This is a genomic window from Vibrio atlanticus (assembly GCF_024347315.1).
GTDB lineage: Bacteria > Pseudomonadota > Gammaproteobacteria > Enterobacterales > Vibrionaceae > Vibrio > Vibrio atlanticus.
Genome location: NZ_AP025460.1, coordinates 509,913 through 530,101, shown reverse-complemented (window position 1 = coordinate 530,101; position 20,189 = coordinate 509,913). Strand labels below are relative to the sequence as shown.

Annotated in this window: 19 protein-coding genes; 4 read left to right on the top strand and 15 right to left on the bottom strand. The window is 44.2% G+C overall.

Translation table 11 applies throughout. The features are described 5' to 3' along the window. Positions 1-10: 10 nt before the first annotated feature. From sspA to zapE, 7 genes are all read right to left on the bottom strand, one after another. Positions 11-646 carry a stringent starvation protein SspA gene (gene sspA / locus OCV30_RS02545; RefSeq protein ID WP_009848943.1) on the bottom strand — a complete coding sequence of 212 codons (636 nt, stop codon included), beginning with the start codon at positions 644-646 and terminating at the stop codon, positions 11-13. A gap of 97 nt (positions 647-743) precedes the next feature. Next, complete coding sequence (locus OCV30_RS02540; protein ID WP_009848942.1) at positions 744-1,481, bottom strand: cytochrome c1; 738 nt, start codon at positions 1,479-1,481, stop codon at positions 744-746. Further along, a complete protein-coding gene (locus OCV30_RS02535) occupies positions 1,478-2,743 on the bottom strand; it encodes a cytochrome b (protein WP_009848941.1) in 1,266 nt (421 codons plus the stop codon). The genes OCV30_RS02540 and OCV30_RS02535 overlap by 4 nt, the downstream gene beginning before the upstream one ends. Further along, positions 2,743-3,333, bottom strand: a complete 591-nt coding sequence (petA, locus tag OCV30_RS02530) for a ubiquinol-cytochrome c reductase iron-sulfur subunit (RefSeq protein WP_010434692.1) — start codon at positions 3,331-3,333, stop codon at positions 2,743-2,745. Before petA ends, OCV30_RS02535 begins: the two co-directional genes overlap by 1 nt. Before the next feature lie 330 nt (positions 3,334-3,663). Continuing rightward, entirely contained in the window at positions 3,664-4,056 is a 393-nt protein-coding gene (rpsI, locus tag OCV30_RS02525) for a 30S ribosomal protein S9 (protein ID WP_004740758.1), read from the bottom strand. Positions 4,057-4,069: 13 nt separating this feature from the next. Continuing rightward, positions 4,070-4,498, bottom strand: a complete 429-nt coding sequence (gene rplM, locus OCV30_RS02520; RefSeq protein WP_010434689.1) for a 50S ribosomal protein L13 — start codon at positions 4,496-4,498, stop codon at positions 4,070-4,072. Between the two features lie 247 nt (positions 4,499-4,745). Continuing rightward, positions 4,746-5,849, bottom strand: a complete 1,104-nt coding sequence (zapE, locus tag OCV30_RS02515; protein ID WP_065680340.1) for a cell division protein ZapE — start codon at positions 5,847-5,849, stop codon at positions 4,746-4,748. Between the two features lie 219 nt (positions 5,850-6,068). On the opposite strand from zapE, the gene zapG reads away from it, so the two are divergent. The 3 genes from zapG to degS all read left to right on the top strand — a co-directional run bounded on the left by zapG (position 6,069) and on the right by degS (position 9,229). Beyond that, positions 6,069-6,524 (top strand): Z-ring associated protein ZapG, encoded by a 456-nt coding sequence (gene zapG / locus OCV30_RS02510; protein ID WP_009848969.1) that lies wholly within the window; start codon positions 6,069-6,071, stop codon positions 6,522-6,524. Positions 6,525-6,650: 126 nt separating this feature from the next. Continuing rightward, positions 6,651-8,006: a DegQ family serine endoprotease gene (locus tag OCV30_RS02505; RefSeq protein ID WP_029225534.1), complete on the top strand. Its 1,356-nt coding sequence runs from the start codon at positions 6,651-6,653 to the stop codon at positions 8,004-8,006. A 158-nt stretch (positions 8,007-8,164) separates the two neighbouring features. Then, complete coding sequence (gene degS, locus OCV30_RS02500; RefSeq protein WP_029225535.1) at positions 8,165-9,229, top strand: outer membrane-stress sensor serine endopeptidase DegS; 1,065 nt, start codon at positions 8,165-8,167, stop codon at positions 9,227-9,229. Positions 9,230-9,366: 137 nt separating this feature from the next. On the opposite strand, the gene parC is transcribed toward degS, so the two are convergent. The 6 genes from parC to nudF all read right to left on the bottom strand — a co-directional run bounded on the left by parC (position 9,367) and on the right by nudF (position 16,312). Continuing rightward, positions 9,367-11,625, bottom strand: a complete 2,259-nt coding sequence (parC, locus tag OCV30_RS02495) for a DNA topoisomerase IV subunit A (RefSeq protein WP_012603199.1) — start codon at positions 11,623-11,625, stop codon at positions 9,367-9,369. 3 nt (positions 11,626-11,628) lie between these two features. After that, positions 11,629-13,509 carry a DNA topoisomerase IV subunit B gene (parE, locus tag OCV30_RS02490; RefSeq protein WP_065680341.1) on the bottom strand — a complete coding sequence of 627 codons (1,881 nt, stop codon included), beginning with the start codon at positions 13,507-13,509 and terminating at the stop codon, positions 11,629-11,631. Between the two features lie 239 nt (positions 13,510-13,748). Then, positions 13,749-14,354: an esterase YqiA gene (gene yqiA / locus OCV30_RS02485; RefSeq protein WP_017098295.1), complete on the bottom strand. Its 606-nt coding sequence runs from the start codon at positions 14,352-14,354 to the stop codon at positions 13,749-13,751. Then, on the bottom strand, positions 14,354-15,178 hold the full coding sequence (cpdA, locus tag OCV30_RS02480) for a 3',5'-cyclic-AMP phosphodiesterase (RefSeq protein WP_065680342.1): 825 nt from the start codon (positions 15,176-15,178) through the stop codon (positions 14,354-14,356). Before cpdA ends, yqiA begins: the two co-directional genes overlap by 1 nt. Before the next feature lie 59 nt (positions 15,179-15,237). Continuing rightward, positions 15,238-15,678 carry a DUF1249 family protein gene (locus OCV30_RS02475; RefSeq protein ID WP_009848962.1) on the bottom strand — a complete coding sequence of 147 codons (441 nt, stop codon included), beginning with the start codon at positions 15,676-15,678 and terminating at the stop codon, positions 15,238-15,240. A 4-nt stretch (positions 15,679-15,682) separates the two neighbouring features. Then, positions 15,683-16,312: an ADP-ribose diphosphatase gene (gene nudF, locus OCV30_RS02470; protein WP_065680343.1), complete on the bottom strand. Its 630-nt coding sequence runs from the start codon at positions 16,310-16,312 to the stop codon at positions 15,683-15,685. A gap of 226 nt (positions 16,313-16,538) precedes the next feature. Between nudF and tolC the strand changes: the two genes are divergently transcribed. Continuing rightward, entirely contained in the window at positions 16,539-17,849 is a 1,311-nt protein-coding gene (gene tolC, locus OCV30_RS02465) for an outer membrane channel protein TolC (protein WP_065680344.1), read from the top strand. Between the two features lie 83 nt (positions 17,850-17,932). On the opposite strand, the gene OCV30_RS02460 is transcribed toward tolC, so the two are convergent. Further along, the gene (locus OCV30_RS02460) at positions 17,933-18,694 is read right to left on the bottom strand and encodes an IS5 family transposase (RefSeq protein ID WP_102552608.1); all 762 of its coding nucleotides are present in this window, start codon (positions 18,692-18,694) and stop codon (positions 17,933-17,935) included. Positions 18,695-18,826: 132 nt separating this feature from the next. Further along, positions 18,827-20,164 carry an IS4 family transposase gene (locus tag OCV30_RS02455; protein WP_065680110.1) on the bottom strand — a complete coding sequence of 446 codons (1,338 nt, stop codon included), beginning with the start codon at positions 20,162-20,164 and terminating at the stop codon, positions 18,827-18,829. Between the last annotated feature and the right edge of the window lie 25 nt (positions 20,165-20,189).

Below are 20,189 nucleotides of genomic sequence, written 5' to 3'. Positions count from 1 at the left end.
CCATAAACGCTTAGCGAACGAGTCGCATCTCACGCTCAGCTTCCGTTAGAGAAGCTAGGAATGAATCACGTTCGAATACGCGGTTCATGTAAATCTTAAGTTCTTTAGAACCAGGACCAATCAGTTCGATACCAAGCTCAGGTAAACGCCACAGTAGCGGAGCTAGGTAACAATCAATTAGGCTAAACTCTTCGCTCATGAAGTATTCATACTCAGCGAAGATAGGAGCAAGAGTTAGTAGGTCGTTGCGTAATTTCACGCGAGCTGCTTCAGATTCTTCAGCATTGCCTTTAACGATCTTCTCTGCAACTGAATACCAGTTACGCTCAATTCGGTACATCATTAGACGACTGTTACCACGAGCAACCGGGTATACAGGCATCAATGGTGGATGAGGGAAACGCTCATCTAGGTATTCCATGATGATCTTAGAGTCATATAGAGCAAGCTCACGATCAACAAGAGTAGGTACTGATTTGTACGGGTTCAGTTCAACAAGCTCTGCTGGTAGATTTTTTTCATCAACCAACTCAACTTCAACACTTACGCCTTTTTCAGCAAGAACAATGCGCACCTGATGGCTATACATATCAGAAGCACTTGAGAAAAGAGTCATTACAGAACGTTTATTGGCAGCTACAGCCATGGAGCCCTCCAGTACACTTTAAATAAAAACAATGGAGGCCTAAAGCCTCCATTGAACATTAACATAATTTGGGAATTAGCACGGCATTATAGCACAATTAGTGCACATCACGCCAATACTCTTTCTTCAGCAAAATCACGATGATAGTGAAGATTACTAAGAAGGCCATTACCCACCAACCCATAGCATGACGCTCAAGTTGAACAGGATCGCCCGAGTAAACCAAAAAGTTAACAAGGTCACGAACTGCTTCGTCATATTCACCAGCACTTAATTCGCCAGAACCATCCGTTTCAGTACCAACAACAACCTTAACTTCCTCACCATCGACCATGTGAGTATCGTAGATTGGCGTTGGGATACCTTGTAGCTCTTCAAGAACATGCGGCATACCAACACTTGGGAAAACCAGGTTGTTCACACCAAATGGACGAGACGGATCTTCATAGAAAGTACGAAGGTACGTGTATAGCCAATCTGCGCCACGAACACGAGCAACCAATGTTAGATCTGGTGGTGGAGCACCAAACCAACTAGCAGCTTGCTCAGAAGGCATAGCGTTAACCATCAAGCTACCAATTTTCACTTCAGGATCGAAGATCAGGTTTTCCTTCATTAGGTCTAAAGGAATCTCCAAATCATTCGCAACACGTTCATAACGTTGGTACTGCGTTGAGTGACAAGCGAAACAGTAGTTCATGAACATCTTAGCGCCATTTTGCAATGAAGCTTTGTCTGTTAAATCATTGTTTGCTTTGTCTAATGGTACGCCTGCACCCGCTGCCATCGCTAGTGACGGCAACATAGCAAATAAAATTACAATCCACTTTTTCATTTGAATGTCACCCTTTCTGGTAATGGTTTCGTCGCTTCATTTTTACTGTAGAACCACAGCAGAACGAAGAACATGAAGTAACCTAAGCTAAAGATTTGAGCTAATAGCGTGTATGTTGGCGTTGCTGGAAGCGCACCAAGTACACCAAGCGCAATAAAGCTTATTGTGAATTGGATGATGTTAATCAAATGCAGTTTGCTACGGTAACGGTAAGAACGCACTTTACAACGGTCGAACCATGGCAGTAGGAATAGCACAACAATTGAAGCGCCCATTGCAACGACACCTAACAGCTTATCTGGAACAGCACGAAGTACAGCGTAGAACGGCGTGAAGTACCAAACTGGAGCAATATGCTCAGGTGTTTTCAGCGGGTTTGCAGCTTCAAAGTTAGGCGGCTCAAGGAAGTACCCACCCATTTCTGGGTTAAAGAACAGCACGTAACAGAACAAGAATAGGAAACCAGCAACACCAACCATATCTTTTACCGTCCCGTATGGGTGGAAAGGAATAGAGTCAATGATGTCGTATTTCTTAGTGTAATCCTTGTGGAATGGGAACTGAGTTTTGTAGTCGTCGCCCATTGTGCCTTTAGGAAGCTTGGTTTCGATACCGTCTGGGTTGTTCGAACCCACTTCGTGCAGCGCTAGTACGTGAAGTACGATAAGCAACAGAAGTACAATTGGCAGAGCAATAACGTGCAGTGCGAAGAAACGGTTCAGCGTTGCACCAGAGATGATGTAGTCACCACGGATCCAAAGCGTTAGGTCATCACCTATAACAGGGATCGCACCAAACAGAGAAATGATTACCTGAGCACCCCAGTAAGACATTTGTCCCCATGGTAGTAGGTAGCCCATGAAAGCCTCAGCCATAAGCACTAAGAAGATCAACATACCGAAGATCCAAAGTAACTCACGAGGCTTTTGGTAAGAACCGTAGATTAGACCACGGAACATATGCAGGTAGATCACAACGAAGAATGCCGATGCACCTGTTGAGTGCATGTAACGCAGTAGCCAACCGTATTCCACATCACGCATGATGTATTCAACAGAAGCAAATGCGCCCTCACCAGACGGTACATAGTTCATTGTCAGCCAAATACCCGTAAGGATTTGGTTAACCAGTACTAACATTGCTAAAGAACCAAAAAGGTACCAAAAGTTAAAGTTCTTAGGCATTGGGTATTCAGATAAATGCTTCTTGTAAGCATTCATCGCGGGTAGACGTTTCTCTACCCAATCAAGCAATCCTTGCATTACGCGTCTCCCTCGTCCACACCGATCATGATCTTAGTGTCACTCAAATACATATGCTTTGGTACAACAAGATTCAATGGAGCTGGTACGCCTTGGAATACTCGACCTGCCATATCAAACTTTGAACCATGGCAAGGACAGAAGAAACCAGACTTAACACCCTGAACTTGTTCTGCAAAAGAATCTGGCAGGTAAGTTGGAGAACAACCTAAGTGCGTACAGAAACCAACAGCAACGAAGAATTCCGGCTTAATTGAACGAAACTCGTTCTGCGCGTATTCTGGTTGTTGTTCAGCTTCAGATTGAGGGTCACGAAGTTGACCACCGATCGCTTTTAGATTCTCTAGCACCGATTCAGCACGGCGTACAACCCATACAGGCTTACCTTGCCACTCGACACGAACCATTTGTCCCGGCTCTAACTTACTGACTTCCACTTCCACCGGTGCGCCTGCAGCTTTCGCCTTGGCACTCGGGTTCCATGATTTAATAAAAGGCACGGCTACAGCAGCTGCTCCTAAACCACCAACAACGGCTGTTGTTGCGGTTAAGAAACGCCTGCGACCGTTATTTAAAGGCGCGTTGCTCATCCAAACATTCTCCCATTTGCTCCTTATGGATTGAAATAATTCCGAATAAAGAGCATGGCTAACAAAATATGTATTTAGTTCTATTTATTGACGGCAAATGATAAATAAAACCCTACTTTTTGACAAGATAAAGCTACCTTTTTGTAACAATCATGAGGCAAAGCGCACATTGGGTTACAAAAGCTTTCAAAATATAAGAATTTGGAAATAAAACGAGGGAGGGAAAGCGTTTAGAGGGGGCATAAAAACAAAAAGCCCGGCATATAGCCGAGCTTTGAACCACAATTCCAGTCGAAAAACTGGGAGCGTGTACTTTTTCGTAAAGAAAAATTAACGCTTAGAGAATTGAGGTTTACGACGTGCTTTACGTAGACCAACTTTCTTACGTTCAACGCAACGAGCGTCACGCGTAACATAGCCAGCTGCACGTAGAGCAGGACGTAGAGTTTCATCGTATTCCATAAGAGCACGAGTGATACCGTGGCGGATTGCGCCAGCTTGACCTGAAATACCACCACCAGAAACAGTGATGTAAAGGTCAAGTTTCTCAGTTAGTTCAACTAGCTCAAGAGGTTGTTTAACAACCATACGAGAAGTTGGACGACCGAAGTAAACATCAAGGCTGCGCTTGTTGATTACGATCTCACCAGAGCCTGGTTTGATGAAAACACGAGCTGCTGAGCTTTTGCGACGACCAGTGCCGTAGTATTGATTCTCTGCCATTGTCTTAATCCCCTTAGATGTCTAGTACTTGTGGCTGTTGAGCAACATGGTTGTGCTCAGTACCAGCGTACACTTTAAGCTTACGGTACATCGCGCGGCCTAGTGGACCACGTGGAAGCATACCTTTAACTGCTAGTTCAAGAACCATTTCTGGTTTCTTAGCAATTAGCTTTTCAAAAGTGATAGTTTTAAGACCACCTGGGAACTCAGAGTGACGGTAGTAAACCTTACCCTTAGCTTTGTTACCAGTTACAGCAACTTTCTCAGCGTTAACAACGATGATGTAATCACCAGTGTCTACGTGAGGAGTGTATTCTGCTTTGTGCTTGCCGCGTAGGCGAGAAGCGATTTCACTTGCTAGACGGCCAAGAGTTTTGCCTTCAGCGTCTACAACATACCAGTCGCGTTTTACAGTTTCTGGTTTAGCAACGAAAGTTTTCATGCTAATAATTACCTATTTAAAAAATTTACACTTAAGGAATACTCGCGTATTCCCACTGTCTAAGAGTTACCATTCATCACCCCTTCGAGTGTTGGAAAACTCTTGGCATAACGTGATTTTACTCATCGCTAGAGGCCCGCAGTAACGGTAGGTCGCAGGATTATAGAGAAGAGCGAAGAAAAAATCACCTCTTTTTGAACAAAATCACGATTTTTTTAATTCTCTTTCTTATTCGAGATAATCAAAGTTAACTTAAGTGTTCTTTTGCCAAATACTCATGGCTCTGCATTTCAATTAAACGCGACTGACAACGTTTAAACTCAAACTCTAGTTGACCATGGGTGTATAGTTTTTCTAGCTCCACTTCCGCTGAAATAATCAGTTTCACATTGCGCTCATAGAACTCATCAACTAACGCAATAAAGCGTCTAGCAGCGTCATCGGAAGTCGCGCCCATTTGCAACACATCAGCCAATAGAACCGTGTGATAAACCCGAGACAACTCAATATAATCGTTCTGGCTACGAGCCGACTGACAAAGCTGAGCAAAAGTACCATGCAGCACGCCATCACTCGCTTCGACTACATCTAATTGACGGTGATTAACCTCTATCTGCTTAAGCTTCTCTTTATCTTCACCAACAAGCTGCGCGTAATATGTTTCGAGGTTAATGTTCGCTTGGCTATCCAGTGGGTAATGGTAGATCTCAGCCTGCTCTAAGGTTCTCAGACGATAATCAATTCCGCTATCAACATTAAGGATATGACAGTTGTCTTGAATGAGCTTAATGGCCGGTAAGAAACGCGCTCGCTGTAACCCGTTGCGATACAGGTCCGCGGGTGGAATATTAGACGTCGCAACCAAGATAACGTTTCGAGCGAATAACTCTTGGAACAAAGTTCCTAAGATCATGGCATCGGTTATGTCTGAAACAAAGAATTCATCAAAACAAATAATATCCGCTTCTTCTTTCAACTTATCTGCGACTAGAGGCAACGGGTCGCTAACATTACCTAGTGCCCTTAGCTCATCATGGACTCGATACATAAAGCGGTGAAAGTGAACGCGCATTTTTTTTGTGGTCGGTAAGGCATCGTAGAACGTATCCATTAAATACGTTTTACCGCGCCCTACGCCGCCCCAAAAATAGAGGCCTTTTGGTGGCTGTGGCAGTTCTGGCTTTTTGCCCATTAACTTCTGGAATCGAGTCAGTTGAGGAATAGGGGCATTCATGTAATCTTGGAATTGATGAAAGAGTTCATCTAAAGATTTAACGGCTTGCTCTTGTGCTGGATCTCTTTGAAATCCATGTTCTTTTATATCTTGTTCGTATTTTTTAATGGGATTCATGACGACATTTCCACAATGAAAGCGATATCAGACAGCAAATAAAAATGAGCCCAAACAGTATGAGACATGTCGCTATGCGGTGAATAATGCAGCATCAAACTGCTAACTAGCGCACACGCATTTCTCTTTATACTGCGGCTTTCTCATAGTACCATGGAGCCGTATCACGTGTAACTAAGCAGTAACAAACATGTTAAAAAACAATAATAAGGAGCTGTTATGCCTTGGATGTATGCCGTTGCCGGTTTACTAGTCGGAGTTATTTTAGGGGTCGCTATTTCTCGTCTCATGACACCTGAATACAAAAAACAAAAGAACGTACAGAAAGAATTAGATAGCGCAAAGTTTGCCCTGGAACAGCAGCGACAAGAGCTAGCTGACCACTTTGCGAAATCAGCAGAAATGTTGGACACCTTAGGTAAGGACTATACAAAGCTTTACCAACACATGGAAAAAACAAGCTCAGAGCTACTCCCTAACCTGCCAGAGCAAGACAACCCATTTGTGAAAACAGCCGCTGCTCATTCGGATAAGCCACAAGATAAGTCTTCAGTTAAAGAGTCGACGCTTGAAGAACAACCGAAAGATTACGCTAATGGCGCAACGGGTTTATTTACCGAGCAGAAGAAAGAAATCATGGATGCTCCCGATGTCGTTACAGCAAAAGCATCGTAAACATTTAACACTTCTGTGAACTTTACAAAGGTTTTTGAGTCATAACTTTCACTCAGGTCATTTGAAACTTCTCATACTTATTAAACGTATAAGAGGGTTAAGACCTTAACTAGAGAGGAGTTTATGATGAAAAAACCTTTGCTTGCTTTATCAGTACTGACTTTAAGCTTAAGTTCAATCATCACCCCCATTCAAGCTACAGCCGCACTTCCATTAAGTGTGGGTAATGAACAATTACCAAGCCTTGCTCCTATGCTTGAACAAGTAACCCCCGCTGTGGTTAGTATTGCCGTAGAAGGCAAACAGGTACAACGTCAGCAAATCCCTGAACAATTTCAATTCTTTTTTGGTCCAGAACAAACACGAGAGCGTCCATTCCGCGGGCTAGGCTCTGGTGTCATCATTGATGCCAAGAAAGGCCATATTGTCACCAATTACCATGTCATCAATGGTGCCGACGATATCAAAGTAAAACTGCATGATGGTCGAGAGTACGATGCAGAACTCATCGGCGGCGACCAGATGTCTGATATCGCGCTATTAAAACTCGAAACAGCCAAAAACCTTACCCAGATAAAAGTCGCAGATTCCGACAAATTGAGAGTCGGCGATTTCAGTGTGGCTATCGGCAACCCATTTGGGCTTGGTCAAACCGTAACATCCGGTATCGTTTCAGCGTTAGGACGTAGCGGTCTCAATCTAGAGAACTTCGAAAACTTCATTCAAACCGATGCCGCGATTAACAGTGGTAACTCTGGAGGTGCGTTAGTGAATCTTAACGGTGAACTGATTGGTATCAACACGGCCATCCTAGGACCTAACGGAGGCAATGTCGGTATCGGCTTTGCCATTCCATCCAATATGATGACAAACCTGACTGAACAGATTCTCGATTTCGGTGAAGTAAAACGCGGCATGCTTGGTGTCCAAGGTGGAGAGGTCACCTCGGAGTTGGCTGAAGCGCTTGGTTATGAGTCCAGCAAAGGTGCTTTTGTTAGCCAAATTGTACCCGACAGTGCTGCAGACAAAGCCGGATTGAAAGCTGGCGATGTCATTGTCTCCATTAACGGTAAGCGTATTGATACTTTTAGTGAGTTAAGAGCCAAAGTAGCCACCCTAGGTGCAGGTAAACAGATCGAGTTAGGCGTGGTTCGTGACGGTAAGAATAAGACCTTTGACGTCACGCTTGGTGAATCCACAAATAGTAAGACACAAGCTGAAAAGCTCCATGAAGGACTTGCCGGTGCAGAGCTCACCAACACAACCGACAGCGATTCAGCGACAGGCGTCAAGGTATCAAGTGTCGCTCAAGGTTCGCCAGCAGAAGCTTATCAGCTTCTTAAAGATGACATCATCATCGGGGTAAACCGCCAACCAGTTAAGAACCTTGCTGAATTTAGAAAGATTCTTGAAAAACAACCTGGCGTATTGGCACTTAATATACAGCGAGACGATAGGACTATCTATCTAGTTATTCGATAGCCATACGTCAGCGTAATTACAGGGAGGCTCAGTAAGTTTGCTTTAAACTTACTCAGTCTCCCTTTTCTTTAGATCAATCAAAATGCTATGCTTCACTGATAATCAAGTCAGTCATCCATTGACGGATGCTTCATACCTTACTTGTTGAAGAGGGAAACATGCTGTCCTTTCTATTTCGTTCTATTTCCCTTGGACTCGTTTCAGCGGCGCTTATTCTTCTCGCATTCCCGAGTTTAAGGCCGGCGATTGTTGCAGACGTCACGAACCCTCAAGTCGATAATATTGGCTCTCTTCAGATCTCATTTAACCAAGCGGTGCGACGAGCTGCACCCGCTGTGGTCAATATTTATAGTCGTAAATACGCAGAAAGCGATCGCAACAAGCTACTAACTCAAGGATTAGGTTCAGGGGTGATTGTTAGTGAAAAAGGCTACATCATTACCAACTTCCATGTTGTTGCTCAAGCTGACCAAATAGTCGTGGCACTTCAAGACGGACGAGTAGCGGCCGCACAACTTGTCGGCTCAGACAAACGCACCGATATTGCGATACTCCGAGTCAGCGGTGACAACTTACCTGTTATTCCACTGAACCCGAATTACAAAGCGAATGTCGGCGACGTGGTGCTGGCTATCGGTAACCCATACAACCTAGGGCAAACGACAACCTTTGGCATTATCTCTGCAACAGGTCGTTCTTCGATCAGTGCAGATGGTCACCAAGCCTTTATTCAGACCGATGCTGCAATCAATGAAGGTAACTCTGGTGGTGCACTGGTTAACTCACAAGGTGAGCTCGTCGGAATCAACACGGCTTCTTTCCAACAAGCTACCGACATGGAAACCTACGGGATCTCATTTGCAATCCCCTACTCACTTGCTAATAAAATCATGGAGAAGATCATCGCCGATGGTCGTGTCATTCGTGGTTATATTGGTATCGACGGACAAGACATCAATTCGGTGACATCACGCTTGCTCGGTACTAAGAACATCGGTGGTATTGTTGTCTTAGGCATTGACCCTAATGGTCCTGCAGCCGATGCCGGCTTTGAAGCACAAGATATCATTATCAGCATCAACAACACCCAAATTAGCGGACGACAGAGCGTAATGGACATTGTTACTGACCTTCGCCCGGGTACTATCATTGATGTCGGTGTATTGCGCAAAGGTGAAAACAAGACACTCAAGGTCACCATTACCGAAGACACACGTCTGTAGTCTTTATTTAGTTTGATTGCTAATAGCGAGTAACTCAAACCGCCAATTACAGAGACAAAAAGTATAGATACAAAAAACCCAGCTCTTAAGCTGGGTTTTCTTTTATCAATCAAAGCTAATGATAAACTCAATCAAAACTAGGCGTCACTAGGTTCATCGATATCGATGCGAGTCACACGCTGCAAACCTCTTGGGAGCAGGCCACCACGACGACCACGCTCACCACGGAAGTTTTCAAGATCCGCAGGTTTCAAGCCAAGTTTACGTTTGCCCGCGTAAATAGTCAGCGTTGCATTCTCTGGAATAGCCATCAGATGCGATACAAACTCTTCACGCTCTTTTGCTTTCGCAGAAGGGATGTTGATGATCTTGTTGCCTTTACCTTTGCTCAGCTGAGGTAGGTCTTTAATAGGGAACAACAACATACGACCTTGGTTAGTAATCGCCAGAATCTGGTTACTGTCCAAGTCTGCAATAGGGCTTGGCAACATAACTTCAGAAGCTTGTGGCAAGTTAACTAACGCTTTACCGCTCTTGTTCTTAGACAGCAGATCGCTCCCCTTACAAACAAAGCCATAACCAGCATCAGAACCGACTAACCATAATTGTTCATTCTCTCCCATCACCACTTGGCGAATAGAAGTACCCGGGCTGACGTTCAAGCGGCCTGTAATTGGCTCGCCTTGGCTACGTGCCGACGGTAATGAATGAGATTCAAGGGAGTAGCTTCGGCCATCACTGCCAAGGAACACCGCTTGTTGGTTACTCTTACCCTTAGCACTCGCTAAGAACTTATCACCAGATTTGTAGTTCAAGCCTTCAGCATCAACTTCATGCCCTTTAGCATGACGAATCCAACCTTTCTCAGACAACACAACCGTGATTGGTTCGCTTGGTACTAAGTCGCGTTCTGTTAGCGCTTTCGCTTCAGCACGCTCAATCAGAGGTGAACGACGATCATCGCCGTATTTATCTGCATCGGCTTGGATTTCTTTCTTGATCAACGTATTCAAGCGACGCTCTGAACCGAGTAGCTTTTCAAGCTTTTCGCGTTCAGCTTCAAGCTCTTCTTGTTCCGCTCGGATTTTAAACTCTTCTAACTTAGCTAAGTTACGAAGTTTAATATCAAGAATCGCATTGGCTTGAATTTCAGAAATGTTGAAACGGCTCATCAATACAGGACATGGTTCGTCTTCTGTACGAATGATTTCAATCACTTCATCGATATTAAGATAAGCAGCAAGCAAACCTTCTAAGATGTGCAAACGTGCTAGTACTTTATCTAAACGGTACTGCAAACGACGGCGAACGGTCGTGCGACGAAACTCAATCCACTCTTTCAGAATTTGAACTAGGCCTTTAACTTGAGGACGATTGTCTAAACCAATCATGTTCAAGTTAACGCGGAAGTTTTTCTCTAGATCTGTCGAAGCGAATAGGTGACTCATCAATTGGTCACAGTCGATACGGTTTGAACGAGGAACGACAACGATGCGAGTTGGGTTCTCGTGATCCGATTCATCACGCAAGTCGTCAACCATTGGCAGCTTCTTAGCGCGCATCTGGTTAGCAATTTGCTCAAGTAACTTCGCACCTGACACTTGATGAGGTAAAGCCGTGATAACAATATCTGAGCCTTCCTTGTGCCAAACCGCGCGCATCTTGATGCTGCCACGTCCAGTACGGTAGATCTTTTCGATGTCCGACTTCGGCGAAATAATCTCAGCCTCTGTCGGGTAATCAGGGCCTTGAATGAAACCCATCACATCTGGAAGTTCAGCTTTCGGCGTATCAATCAAGTGAATCGCTGCGTTCGCCACTTCACGGACATTGTGAGGCGGGATGTCAGTCGCCATACCTACCGCGATACCAGTGATACCGTTCAGAAGAATATGAGGCAGGCGAGCTGGCAACATTTGAGGCTCTTTCATGGTGCCATCAAAGTTTGGTTGCCAATCAACGGTGCCCTGACCTAATTCACCAAGCAGAACTTCAGCAAACTTCGACAGTTTTGCCTCGGTATAACGCATCGCCGCGAATGATTTCGGGTCATCCGGAGCACCCCAGTTACCTTGACCATCTACCAATGGGTAGCGGTAGGAGAACGGCTGCGCCATCAATACCATCGCTTCGTAACAAGCAGAGTCACCGTGTGGGTGATACTTACCTAATACGTCACCAACGGTACGTGCTGATTTTTTGTATTTCGATGCAGCCGATAAGCCCAGCTCAGACATCGCGTAGATAATACGACGCTGTACTGGCTTCAAGCCATCACCGATATACGGTAATGCACGATCCATGATCACGTACATTGAGTAATTTAAGTAGGCATCTTCGGTGAACTTGCGCATTGGCAGCTGTTCAACGCCATCATATGTAATTTCGTTAGACATCCATTATACCTCGGCCATATCACCGTTAGTCTGTAGCCATGTACGGCGATCATCTGCACGTTTTTTACCAAGCAGCATGTCCATCATCTCGTTGGTCGCTTCGTTGTCATCAATCGTTAATTGAACAAGACGACGAGTGTTCGGATCCATGGTGGTTTCACGTAACTGAAGTGGGTTCATTTCACCCAGACCTTTGAATCGTTGCACGTTGATCTTAGCTTTCTTCTGCGATAGTCGCTCAAGCACACCATCTTTCTCTGCGTCATCAAGTGCGTAGAACACTTCTTTACCGCAATCGATACGATACAGAGGAGGCATTGCCACATAGATATGACCCGCTTCAACCAATGCATGGAAATGGCGAGTAAATAGTGCACATAGCAGTGTCGCGATATGAAGACCATCCGAGTCCGCATCGGCAAGGATACAGATCTTACCGTAACGCAGGCCTGACAAGTCATCGTTATCAGGATCGATACCCAGAGCAACCGAAATATCATGTACTTCCTGTGAAGCCAATACTTGGTCCGCTGACACTTCCCATGTATTTAGGATCTTACCGCGAAGTGGCATAACCGCTTGGAACTCACGATCTCGTGCTTGTTTAGCTGAACCACCCGCCGAGTCCCCTTCCACGAAGAAGATTTCGGTACGACTTAAATCTTGAACCGAACAGTCGGTTAGCTTACCCGGCAATGCTGGGCCTGAAGCAATCTTCTTACGCACAACCTTTTTGCTTGCGCGCATGCGGCGGTGAGCATTCGCTATACAAGCTTCAGCTAACTGTTCTGCCAGTTGTGGTTTTTCGTTCAACCACAAGCTAAAGGCATCTTTTACCACCCCAGACACAAACGCTGCGGTTTGACGAGAAGAAAGACGTTCTTTTGTTTGACCAGCAAATTGCGGATCTTGCATCTTCACCGATAATACGTACGAACAACGATCGAAAATATCGTCACCCGTTAACTTAACGCCACGCGGTAGAAGGTTACGAAATTCACAGAACTCACGCATTGCATCAAGCAGACCTTGTCGAAGGCCGTTTACGTGTGTACCACCTTGCTTAGTTGGTACTAAGTTCACGTAACTCTCGGTGATCATATCACCGCCTTCTGGCTGCCAAATAATCGCCCAGTTCACCATTTCTGTTTCAGCAACGAATTCGCCAACATAAGGTTCCTCAGGCAGTAAGGTGTAACCTTTCACACCTTCTGCAAGGTAGTCTTTTAGACCATCTTCATAGAACCATTTATGTTCTTCACCGCCAACCTTGTCGACAAAGGTAATTTCTAAACCTGGGCAAAGAACTGCTTTTGCACGTAGGTTGTTAATCAGACGAAGTGTCGAAAATTTAGAGCTATCGAAGTATTTTGGATCTGGCCAAAAATGTACCGTCGTACCGGTATTACGATGACCACAAGTACCTGTAACAGTAAGATCCGTTACGGCATGACCACCTTCAAGGGCAATTTCATGTACCTGACCGTCACGGCGAACCGTCACTTCAACACGTTTTGACAACGCGTTTACCACCGAGATACCTACCCCGTGCAAACCACCTGAAAACTTGTAGTTATTGTTCGAGAACTTACCGCCAGAGTGGAGCTTAGTTAAAATCAGCTCAACACCTGAGATCCCTTTTTCAGGGTGGATATCAACAGGCATACCACGGCCATCATCCGTCACTTCTAACGATTGGTCAGCATGCAACACGACTTTAATCTTCTTAGCGTGTCCCGCTAGTGCTTCATCAACCGAGTTATCAATGACTTCTTGGGCAAGGTGGTTTGGTCTTTCTGTCTCGGTATACATTCCCGGGCGATGTCGCACGGGGTCGAGACCTTCAAGTACCTCGAGGTCTTTTGCATTATATTGTTCAGTCATAATACGGAGTTTACTCAAAAAGTTTGCGTCAGTTCGCTGGCTCTAGTTTGACTAAAGCGAAATCATTACTATGAACCGTCATAGTAGAGCGAACGAGCGAAGTATTGGGGAATATAGTCTGGAAGCTGAGTAATGATGTCAAGCTAGTTCAAAAACTAAGGCATCAAACTATGATATTTCACCACTGATAGATGAAATAACAGTCAAACAAGAGAAAATTACTTGATTGCTAAAACAGATTAAAGATTTAGAAAGGTGATGATTTGTTGGGGGTAGCGTTCAAAATTAACAAAGCTATGATCCCCCCCCTCTTCTACTGTCTGTACTGCACCTTGGTACTTCTCTACCGCTTGTCGGTAATCCAGAACTTCGTCTTCCGTTTGCTGAAGTAACCAGAAGTCACTCGGCTGAGCGATAGCCGGAACCTCTAACGCCTTCAGTTCATTGATATGTTTTGTTTCCAGAACATATCGCTCTTCTGTATATGGATTTACTTGTTCACCTAAATAGTCAGCAAGAAGCTCATACGGCTTAACGGCTGGGTTCACAACCACAGCTTTAAAGCCATAGTGAGTATTCAGCCATGTTGAAAGATAGCCACCCAAAGAACTACCTACCAACGCTATCTGATATTGCTCTTTATATTGCTCCACCAATTGCTGCAAATAAATAGCCGCTTGCTGAGGAAAACTCGGCAGTTGAGGTGTCATCACCTTGATATCAGGACGATGCTCCGCGCAATAGTCAGCCATCACCGTTGCTTTGTGAGAACGTGATGAACTGTTAAAGCCGTGAATATAGAGAAGCAGTGGCGGCTTAGCGGCTTGCTGTTCAGAATCAAACATCAATAACCTGCCGCTTCAAAATCAGGTAAGAATTGTCCATGAGGTAAACGGCGAACTTGCGTGCTTACAGATCCATCTTGATGCAATTCAATCTCTCTCCAACCAGGCGACAAATTATCAACCGCAAAGTCATCTGAGTTAGGTTTGAATTGCACACAAGTCGACGGTGTTGCCATGACTTGTACACCATGATGATCTCGATTCATGTCTTGATGAACGTGACCACACAGTACCGCTTTCACATTGGTGTGCTGTTGAACCACTTCCCAAAATTGATCAGCATCTTTCAGATTATGTTGATCCAGCCATGCACTGCCAACCAACAGTGGATGGTGGTGCAGCAGAACCAAGGTATTACGTTCGGGAAATTCGGTTAGCTTTTGTTCTAGTAGATCAAGCTGTTGATCACTGAGACGTCCGTGAGGCACGCCAACCACTTGCGAGTCCAGCATCACCATCTGCCAATTATTACCTAGCAAGACATGCTCAACGCACTGTATTTGTGGTGATGGTAAAACACTGCCCATATTCGGTTTGAAGTCATGATTCCCTGGCAACCAGTAACACGGTTTATCCAAAGGTTGAATTCCTGACTCAAATTTTTGGTACGACTCAGCACTGTGATCTTGAGAAATATCACCGGTTGCTAAAATCGCTTGATAGTCAAAGCCCTGACTAACAATGGCATCGACTACAGCACGAAAGCTATCTTGAGTGTTGATGCTTAATAAGCTGCCATTGCTCGGCGCAAATAAATGCGTGTCCGTTAGCTGTACAAGCTTAATACTGCTCTCATCAAATTTTGAAGTGTGTGATAATTCCAAAATAACAAATCCAGATACGTTACTGTTTAGACTTTAAAAGTGTTTTTAAATAGGCTCAATTAAAAAGAAACTGGGGTTCGGCTGATACCCGTTTTTAAACAAAACGTTAACCATTCCCCAAGAAATTTGTTCAATTGAAATTTCTCATCCTTTTGCAGAAGTTTTGTGTTGGGATAGTCATATTTTGCTTTGACTCGCGAAAAATCCCCGCTAGCGCACACTTCTGCAACTCGAGCGTCGTGATATAGCCTGACAGACATTTTTGGCAAAGGAAACACTGGCATCGCGTCACTCTGACATATATCTATTAATGTGGTGTATTTTGTGACCTCATTCACTGTCAATTGATACACCATATTAACGGCTTGGTAACAGCGAACGTCACCAACCTCATGCTCAACCGGTAACAGAGCATTAAGTTTGGCATAGTTAGTCTCGTAAACTCGCATCAATTCAGCTAGATCGACATGATACGGTTTTTTGACTGCTATATTTGGCATGACGTTAATCTATCCACTCTGACTGTAATTCTTGGTAGTTCAATTGTAGCCACTGCAGCGCAATGATCGTGGCGCCATTTTCAAACACACCGTCTTTTACTAACTGATAAGCCTCTTCGCGACTCATCACTTGCACGCGAATATCTTCACCTTCGTAATCCAATCCGTGAACCCCTTTTGCTGTCGTGGCGTCAACACAACCAACAAAGACGTCGAGCTTTTCTGAGCAACCGCCGGATGAAGGATAATACGAAGTAATAGGCAATACAGATCCGACTTCGACCCCCGCTTCTTCCATCGCCTCACGACGAGCAACATCTTGTGGTGATTCATCGGTATCAATAATCCCCGCAACAATTTCGTATTGCCACGGGTTCTCATGCTCTAGAGCACCGACACGGATCTGTTCGACGATCACGACTTCGTCACGTACAGGATCATAAGGTAGCAAAGCGGCAGCATGTCCACGCTCAAACATCTCACGCTCGATTGGTTGGCTCCAGCCGCCCTCAAACAGTCTATGTTTAAATGTGTACTTAACCATTTTGAAAAAACCACGAAACAGCGTCTCTTTTGAGACTATTTCCACATCTTGCGGAGTAAACTCATGTCGTTGATTGTCATACTGTTGCATTTGATACCTCACTAAGTGATCTTATAGTTTACTCATTGTCCGAGTTAACTACCAAGGATAAGGTTCAACTTTTAGTATAAAACTTATAATTAAAGTTAAGTTTTAAAAAATAAATATTGCACAAGTGGACAGTTAACTGTAAAAAAGTGCAAAGTTTCGAGTAAATTACCACCAAACTGGGTTAAACTCTTTTAAAGAAAATTCCATTAAAGGCAGGAATAGGAAAATGAAAAAACTGCTTCCACTATTTATCAGTGCAGCAATTGGCAGCCTGAGTTCGTCAGCTTTCGCTGATACGCTAGCTGAGGTTTACGACCAAGCAAAACAGAACGATCCTCAACTTCTTCGTTCAGCAGCGAAGCGCGATGCCGCTTTTGAAGCAGTAACGTCAAACCGTAGTGATTTGCTACCACAAATTGACTTGAGAGCTAACTACGACATCAACCGTGGTGAGCGAAATGATGTAAATAATGACAGCAATCAATGGGGAGCTGGAATTTACTTTTCTCAGGAGCTGTACAAGCGCTCTTCTTGGATCACGCTAGATACAGCAGAGAAAAAAGCTCGCCAAGCTGATTCTTCATACGCAGCAGAGCAACAAGCTCTGATCCTTCGTGTTGCTACCGCTTACTTCGAAGTACTTCGTGCTCAAGATAGCCTAGAGTTTGTTCGTGCAGAAAAAGCCGCAGTTGCTCGTCAACTGGAACAAACTAAGCAGCGCTTTGAAGTTGGCCTTTCTGCCATCACCGATGTGCATGATGCGCAAGCTCAGTACGATGGTGTTTTGGCTGATGAAGTTTTAGCAGAGAACACTCTGATTAATAACTACGAAGGTCTACGTGAAATCACAGGTCAAGAGCACTCTAACCTAAACATCTTAGATACAGACCGCTTCTCAGCAAGCAAGTCTTCTGAATCTGCTGTTGCACTGGTTGAGCAAGCTCAAGAGAAAAACCTGAAGCTATTGGCATCACGTATTGATCAAGACATCGCTAAAGATAACATCACGCTAGCAAGCTCAGGTCATCTACCTAGCCTAACGTTGGACGGTAGCTACTCTCTTGCCGATCAATCAAGCAGCCCTAGTGATTACGACCAAGATAACCTAAACGTCGGCTTAAATTTAGTTGTGCCTCTATACACAGGTGGTAGTACAACTTCTTTGACTAAACAGGCTGAATACAACTACGTTGCAGCAAGTGAAGATCTTGAAGCGACTTACCGTAGCGTTGTGAAAGACGTTCGTGCCTTCAACAACAACATCAGTGCTTCAATTGGTGCGCTACGCGCTTACGAACAGTCTGTTGTTTCTGCTCAGTCGGCTCTAGAAGCTACAGAAGCAGGTTTTGATGTAGGTACTCGTACTATCGTTGACGTACTAGATTCAACTCGTCGTCTATACGATGCCAACAAGAACCTTTCAGATGCTCGTTACAACTACATCCTAAGTGTACTTCAGCTTCGTCAAGCTGTTGGTACGCTAAGCGAACAAGACATTGTTGATGTAAACGCAGGTCTAAAAGTCGCAAGTAAGTAATGCTTAAATCCTAGTTAAATACTCTAACCAGAGTATTTAATAAAGTGACTAGGGCGTGTTGATCTTTGCTGTACATTTTGTGTTCAACAATACATCGGTAGCCACATTAACATGAATGCCAGCGATAACATGCTGGCATAATTCCTTTCTAGCTTGTCATATCTACTTGAAATAGCTCGATAATGCTTAATTCTCCCAAAGGCATTTTCGACCAAGTGACGATACTTGTATAGACACCAATCCATACTGTCTTTGTCTATATCTTGTCCGTAATTGCGTTTAGCAATTACCGTTTCTCCGCCACGTTCCTTAACAAAAGTACGGAAAGGTTCGCTGTCATATCCTTTATCACAAACGATAGTATTAACTTCATCGAGTTGTTCAACTAAGCTTTCGGCATGCACTATATCGTGGCGTTGTCCTTCTGATAAATCAAAGCAAATCGGCAGACCACCACTATCTACGGCTAAGTGAATTTTGGTTGAGTTGCCCCCGCGACTTTTTCCTATTTGCTCTGAGCTTTCAGTAGCTGCACCTGTACTATGCTGATGCGCTCGAACTATAGAGCCATCAAGAAAGACCCATTCAAAATCAGCCATGCTAGATAAGCTTTTGAAAAGTTTATCTAAAATCCCTTTCTTTGACCAAAGATTAAATCGTCTGTAAACGGTACTCCACTCTCCGAACTCAGAGGGTAGATCTCGCCAAGGAATACCTGTTCTCATTCGATAAAGTATTCCTTCAAATGTCATTCGATGTTCAGTTTTATCGTAAATACGACCTGTACTTTTCATAACTTGGAGTAGCAGTTCCCAGCGAATATCAGTTAGCATTGTTCTTGGCATGGTATTGGTTATGGTTTTACTTTTGGCGAAGCAAATTATAACTCTTTACCATGCTGTTCAAAAAACACTCACGAAAGATCAACACGCCCTAGATTACCGTTACAAAAATGCCGCTCAATGAGCCAACACCTATCATTTAAGGTGTTTAGATCGCACAGTGTAGCGAGTCTTACTAAAACGAACGGTCCTATCTTTGGGCCGTTTTTGTTTTTCGGGCAAAATATAACGTTTCACTCGCTCTCTCATAGCTCGCAGCTTTTTGGGAACCGAACCTGGGGAGGCGATAGCACACCACATTAGCTCATCTTGAATATCTCGAAGTGCCATCGTAAAGCTTATCCTAAGTGGTGAGACTTCAGCCTCTTTTGCTATTCGGCTAATCTCCAGGCGGATTAAGTTATACGCGATAAGGATACCCCATATCTCTTGCTCTACACCCTCTACAGATTGACTGCGGAGCAGAATTTCATCGTCAAGCATGTCATGCTTAATCTCGCCATAACTATTCTCGATTTCCCACCTTTCGAAGTACACATCTAATAATGATTTTAAACTGTATTTTCTATCTGTTAGAGAAGTCAGCAGCCCTTGTATATGATTGGGTTGTTGTTCACCATCATCGGGGTATAGAGCCAGCCTAGCTTTCCACGTTTCCGGGAGGCTCGGGTCTTGCTTTCTAGCTTGTGGAGAGACTTTCATCTCTACAATCAGATCTCGCCCATCATCATCGAGTTGCTCGATGGTTTCATATTTCACATTCGACTTTATTGGCGTCATCCAGTGACTTGTCCCATGCTCTTGTTGCCAGTTAAGCATAAGTTCTGCGCTCAAGTAGCAACGGTCAAAAATGGTCAATGAATTCGGGACTGCTGATGAAATTAAATCTTTTGCATAGCTGATTTCACCTTTAGAACTTTCCCCAAAAGCCACATCATGAATAAGTCGACTCCGTAGTGATGTGAGTGCGCACATTCGAACGATTGGATATTCAGTGTGCCTGTCTTTTCGGTAGTAAACATATTGATAATGCTCAGCTAAGCTTGGATTGTCGTGAGTTCTAAACTGTGTGCCATCGATTGAAAATAGGCTCAAACCATTCCATTTATCACCCGCATCTTCCGACTGTGTCCAGTGCTTTGCTGTGATTGAGAATAATGACTTTAAAGGCTTAGCGGTGAGGCGTTTTCTTGCCTGAGGAATTGCACTAGGTGCAATTGTTTCACCCAATGAATTAGACAATTTGAGGTCGAGTTTATCGAGTACATCAGTAATCGGTCTATCTCGATATAGACCAATACCAACGACTAACCATACAACAAGTTCGGCAGGTAACTTTCTACGGCGCATGCTCGCTTTGTTCGTTTCAGATAAAGCTTGGTTTATCCAATCTAGCGGAAGGTCTTTTTGGAACAAAGAAAGAGATTCTGGATTAGCAAAATCGTCAACATCGATTAACCAGTGTGACAGCATAAAAAAATACCCTTAAACAAAAGTG